The sequence below is a fragment of the Kineococcus vitellinus genome (assembly GCF_009906315.1).
Classification (GTDB): Bacteria; Actinomycetota; Actinomycetes; order Actinomycetales; family Kineococcaceae; genus Kineococcus; species Kineococcus vitellinus.
In genome coordinates this window covers 1-4,546 of sequence record NZ_JAAALL010000329.1, presented here as the reverse complement: position 1 = coordinate 4,546, position 4,546 = coordinate 1, and the positions used below count along the sequence as shown (strand labels likewise).

Annotated in this window: 4 protein-coding genes; all 4 read left to right on the top strand. The window is 77.7% G+C overall.

Annotation, left to right across the window (positions count from 1 at the left end; translation table 11 throughout):
• The first annotated feature begins 49 nt into the window (after positions 1-49).
• Entirely contained in the window at positions 50-790 is a 741-nt protein-coding gene (locus GTQ99_RS20135; RefSeq protein ID WP_166617488.1) for a methyltransferase domain-containing protein, read from the top strand.
• Between the two features lie 85 nt (positions 791-875).
• The gene (locus GTQ99_RS20130) at positions 876-1,184 is read left to right on the top strand and encodes a hypothetical protein (RefSeq protein WP_166617487.1); all 309 of its coding nucleotides are present in this window, start codon (positions 876-878) and stop codon (positions 1,182-1,184) included.
• Between the two features lie 55 nt (positions 1,185-1,239).
• Positions 1,240-2,979 carry an NAD(P)/FAD-dependent oxidoreductase gene (locus GTQ99_RS20125; RefSeq protein WP_166617486.1) on the top strand — a complete coding sequence of 580 codons (1,740 nt, stop codon included), beginning with the start codon at positions 1,240-1,242 and terminating at the stop codon, positions 2,977-2,979.
• A partial coding sequence (locus GTQ99_RS20120; protein WP_338075143.1) for an ATP-binding protein occupies positions 2,976-4,546 on the top strand: 1,571 nt, incomplete at its 3' end. The genes GTQ99_RS20125 and GTQ99_RS20120, both read left to right, overlap by 4 nt.

Genomic DNA, 4,546 nt, shown 5'->3' with positions numbered 1-4,546 from the left:
CCCCCATCCTGGCCGCCCCCGCCCGGGCGGCGGCGGCCAGGATGGGGGCGTGGACACCGCCGCGCACGCCCGCTCCTTCGGCTCCGCCGCCGCGCAGTACGCCCGCGCCCGGCCCGGCTACCCCGACGACGCCGTCGGCTTCCTCGTCCCGCCGGCCGCGCGCCGCGTGCTCGACCTCGGCGCCGGGACGGGCAAGCTCACCGCCTCCCTGGTGGCGCGCGGCCTCGACGTCCTCGCCGTGGAGCCCTCGACGCGGATGCTCGCGCAGCTGCGCGCGGCCCTGCCCGGCGTGGAGGCGCGCGAGGGCACCGCGGAGGCCACCGGCCTGCCGGACGCGAGCGTGGACGCCGTCGTCGTCGCGCAGGCCTGGCACTGGGTCGACCCGGAGCGGGCCGTGCCGGAGGTGGCGCGCGTGCTGCGCCCCGGCGGTGCGCTGGGGCTGGTGTGGAACGTGCGCGACGACTCCGTCGGCTGGGTGCGCGAGCTGTGGGCGCTGGCCCGGCTCGGCCGGGAGGGGGAGCAGGAGCAGCAGATGGACGCGCCCGCCGCCCTCGCCGCCCCCTTCGGCCCCCTCGAGCGCTTCGAGACCGCCCACGTCCACGTCACCGACCGCGCCGGGGTCCTGGACCTCATCGCCTCCCGCAGCTACGTCATCGTGCTGCCCGAGGACGAGCGCGCCCGGCTGCTGGCCGCGGCGGCCGACCTGCTGGAGCACCACCCGGCGCTGCGCGGGCGCGAGGAGGTCGCCGTGCCGTACCGCACGCTGTGCGCCCGCTCGCGCCGCGGCTGAGCGGCCGGCGCGCGGGATCACGCCCCGGCGGGGCAGACTCCTCCCCGGCGCCGGGGGGCGCCGACCGGGCGAGCAGGGGGATCCGATGACCGTCGAGCAGGAACGGGCCGCCAGGCACCGGCGCGTGCTGGAGGTGCGCCGCGAGCGCGGCGAGGGCTCCCCGCCGGTGGCGGCGGGGCTGTCGGTGCTGTGGCCGGGGCTCGGCCACGCCTACCTGGGCCGTCACGTGCCCGCCGCCGGGCTGGGGGCCGTGCAGGTGGCGCTCGTCGTCCTCAGCGTCCTGCCCGGCGCCTGGCGGGTCACCGGACCGCTGTGGCTGCTGCTCGTCGCGCTGGCGGTGACCACGTCGGTGCTCGCCGCCCGGCGCGTGCCCGGGGGCCCATCCGTCAGGTGACTGCACCGCCGCGGCGGCCCTTGACCCCGCCCGCCCCGGCTGCGAGCTTGCGGGCATGACCGAGACGCCCGCCGACCCCGCGCCGCGCCCGGTGCTGCTGACCGTCGACGACGACCCGGCCGTCTCGCGCGCCGTGGCCCGCGACCTGCGCCGCCGCTACGGGCGCACCCACCGCGTCCTGCGGGCCGAGTCGGGCGCGGACGCCGTGGCCGCGCTGCGCGAGGTGAAGCTGCGCGGTGAACCCGTCGCGGCCGTGCTCGCCGACTACCGCATGCCGCAGATGGACGGGGTGGAGCTGCTGGAGGAGGCGATGGACCTCTTCCCCTCCGCCCGCCGCGTCCTGCTCACCGCCTACGCCGACACCTCCGCGGCGATCCGCGCCATCAACGACGCCGACCTCGACCACTACCTGCTCAAGCCGTGGAACCCGCCGGAGGAGAAGCTCTACCCGGTGCTGGACGCGCTGCTGGAGTCCTGGCGCCCCGAACCCGCCCGCCCCGGCGACGTGGCCGTCGTCATCGGCGACCGCTGGTCGGCGCGCTCGTTCGCGGTGCGGGACTTCCTGGCGCGCAACGAGGTCCCCTACCGCTGGCTGCTCGTGGAGCAGCCCGAGGCGGGGCGGCTGCTGCAGGCGGCGGGCGTGGTGCCCGCGGACGCCGACGGGCGCGTCGAGGGCCCGGTGCGCCTGCCCGTCGTGCTCGCCCCGGAGCGCGACCCGGAGGACCCCGGCGGGCGCCCGCGCGTGCTCGTCGACCCCGACGACACCGCGCTGGCCGACGCCGTCGGCCTCTCGACGCGACCGCAGCAGGAGTTCTACGACCTCGCCATCGTCGGCGGCGGCCCCGCCGGGCTGGGCGCCGCCGTCTACGGCGCCTCCGAGGGGCTGCGCACCGTCCTCGTCGAGGAGCGCGCCACCGGCGGGCAGGCCGGGCAGAGCTCGCGCATCGAGAACTACCTGGGCTTCCCCGACGGCCTCTCCGGTGCGCAGCTGGCCGACCGCGCCCGCCGGCAGGTCGCGAAGTTCGGCGCCGAGGCGCTGTCGGCGCGCAGCGTGACGCGGCTGGAGGCCTGCGGCGGCGCCCGCGTGCTGCGCTTCGCCGACGGCAGCAGCGTGGCCGCGCACACCGTCCTGCTGGCGACCGGGGTCTCCTACCGGACGCTGCGCGGGCCGGGGCTGGAGGAGTTCACCGGCCGCGGCGTCTACTACGGCGCCGCGCTCTCGGAGGTCAACGCCTGCGCCGGCGAGGACGTCTTCGTCGTCGGCGCCGCGAACTCCGCCGGGCAGTCGGCGGTGAACCTGGCCCGTTCCGCGCGCAGCGTGACGATGCTCGTGCGGGGGCCGAGCATCGAGGCGTCGATGTCCAGCTACCTCGTCGAGCAGATCGCCGCCCGCCCCAACATCCGCGTCCTCACCTGCACCGAGGTCGCCGCCGCCGGCGGCGACGGGCACCTGCAGAGCCTGCGCCTGCTGGACAGGCGGACCGGCTCCGAGCGAGAGGTCGAGGCCCAGCACGTCTTCGTCTTCATCGGCGCCCTGCCGCGCACCGACTGGCTCGACGGCGTCGTCGCGCGCGACGCCAACGGGTTCGTCCTGGCCGGCCCCGACCTGCTCGTCGACGGCGAGCGGCCCGCCGGCTGGCCGCTGGACCGCGACCCGTACCACCTGGAGACCTCGCTGCCGGGGGTGTTCGTGGCCGGGGACGCGCGCGCCGACTCGGTCAAGCGCGTCGCCTCCGCCGTCGGCGAGGGCGCGATGGCCGTCATGCTCGTCCACCGCTACCTGGCGCGCTCGTGACCGCCGTCGAGACGGGCGGTCAGGTCGCCGGTCAGGTCGCCGGTCGGGCCGTCGAGCGGCTGGAGCCGCAGGAGCTGCGGACGCTGTTCCTCTTCGAGCGCCTCGACGACGAGCAGCTGCGCTGCATCGCCGACGTCGGGGAGGTCGTCGACGCCGCACCCGGCTGGCTGTACCGGGAGGGCGAGGCCCCGCTGTGGTTCTTCGTGCTGCTGGAGGGGGCCGCCGCGCTGCACCACCGCGTCGGCGACGACGACATGGAGATCGGCCGCACCCGCCAGCGCGGCGTCTACGCCGGCGCCTGGGAGGCCTACCTCGGCGACGGGGCGCCGGACGGCTACACCTCCTCGCTGCGCGTGCTGGAACCCGCCCGCTTCCTGCGCCTGCCCGCCCCGAAGTTCGGCGCGATCGTGCGCGAGTGGTTCCCCATGGCGGTGCACCTGCTGGAGGGCCTGCGCCTGGGGCTCACCGAGGCCCAGGAGCTGGCCGGCGCCCGCGAGCGCCTGCTCGCCCTCGGCTCGCTGACCGCCGGCCTCACCCACGAGCTGGGCAACCCCGCCGCCGCCCTGGCCCGCACCCTCGCGCAGCTGCGCACGCAGGTCGACGAGCTGACGGGCGCCCTGCTGCGGCTGGTGCCCCGCGGCGAGCGGCTCGCCGCGGCCCGCGCGCACCTGGCCCCCGCCCCGGGGCCGGTGGTGCTGGACGCGCTGGCCCGCGCCGACGCCGAGGACGCGCTGCTGGAGCGCATCGAGGAGCTCGGCGTCACCGACGAGGACGCCGACGACCTCGCCGCCACCCTCGCCGACCGCGGCATCGGGCCCGGGCAGCTGGCGGCCGCGGCCGGTGCGCTGGACGGGCTGCCAGCCGCGGACGCCGTGCCGTGGCTGGCGCGCAGCACCGCCGTCGACGGCCTCATCGCCGAGGCCGCCACCGCCAGCGCCCGCATCAGCGCGCTGCTGGCCTCCGCGGGCGGCTACGCGCAGCTGGACCGCGCGCCCACCCGCTGGCTCGACGTGCGCGAGCTGCTCGACGCCAGCATCGACATGCTCGGCGCGGGAGCCGGCCGCGCTGCCGGCCGGACGCGCGTGGTGCGCGAGTACGCCGACGTCCCGCAGGTCCTCGGCCACGCCGGCGAGCTGACCCAGGTGTGGACCAACCTGCTCGACAACGCCCTGGACGCCCTCGCGGGCGTGCCGGGGCGGGCGGGCACGGTGACGGTGCGGGTGCGCCCCGACGAGCACGACCGGGCCGTCGTCGTGGAGGTCGCCGACGACGGCCCGGGCATCCCCCCGGACGTGCTGCCGCGCGTCTTCGAGCCGTTCGTCACCACCAAGGACGTCGGGCAGGGCACCGGGCTGGGCCTGGACATCGCCTGGCGCGTCGTCGTGCAGCGCCACCACGGCACGCTGTCGGTGACGAGCGAGCCCGGGGACACCGTCTTCCGGGTCCGGCTGCCGGAGGACCCCGGCGCCGTCGGAGCAGCACCCACCGCACCACCCACCGCGTCGTACAGGCCCAGGGTGTTGCCGCTGACGTCGAGCAGGAACGGCGCCATCACCAGCGTCAGCCC

Bases quoted from the DNA above. Each gene is read 5' to 3' on its own strand.
- GTQ99_RS20130 (WP_166617487.1), top strand. From the start codon at position 876: ATGACCGTCGAGCAGGAACGGGCCGCCAGGCACCGGCGCGTGCTGGAG.
- GTQ99_RS20125 (WP_166617486.1), top strand. From the start codon at position 1,240: ATGACCGAGACGCCCGCCGACCCCGCGCCGCGCCCGGTGCTGCTGACC.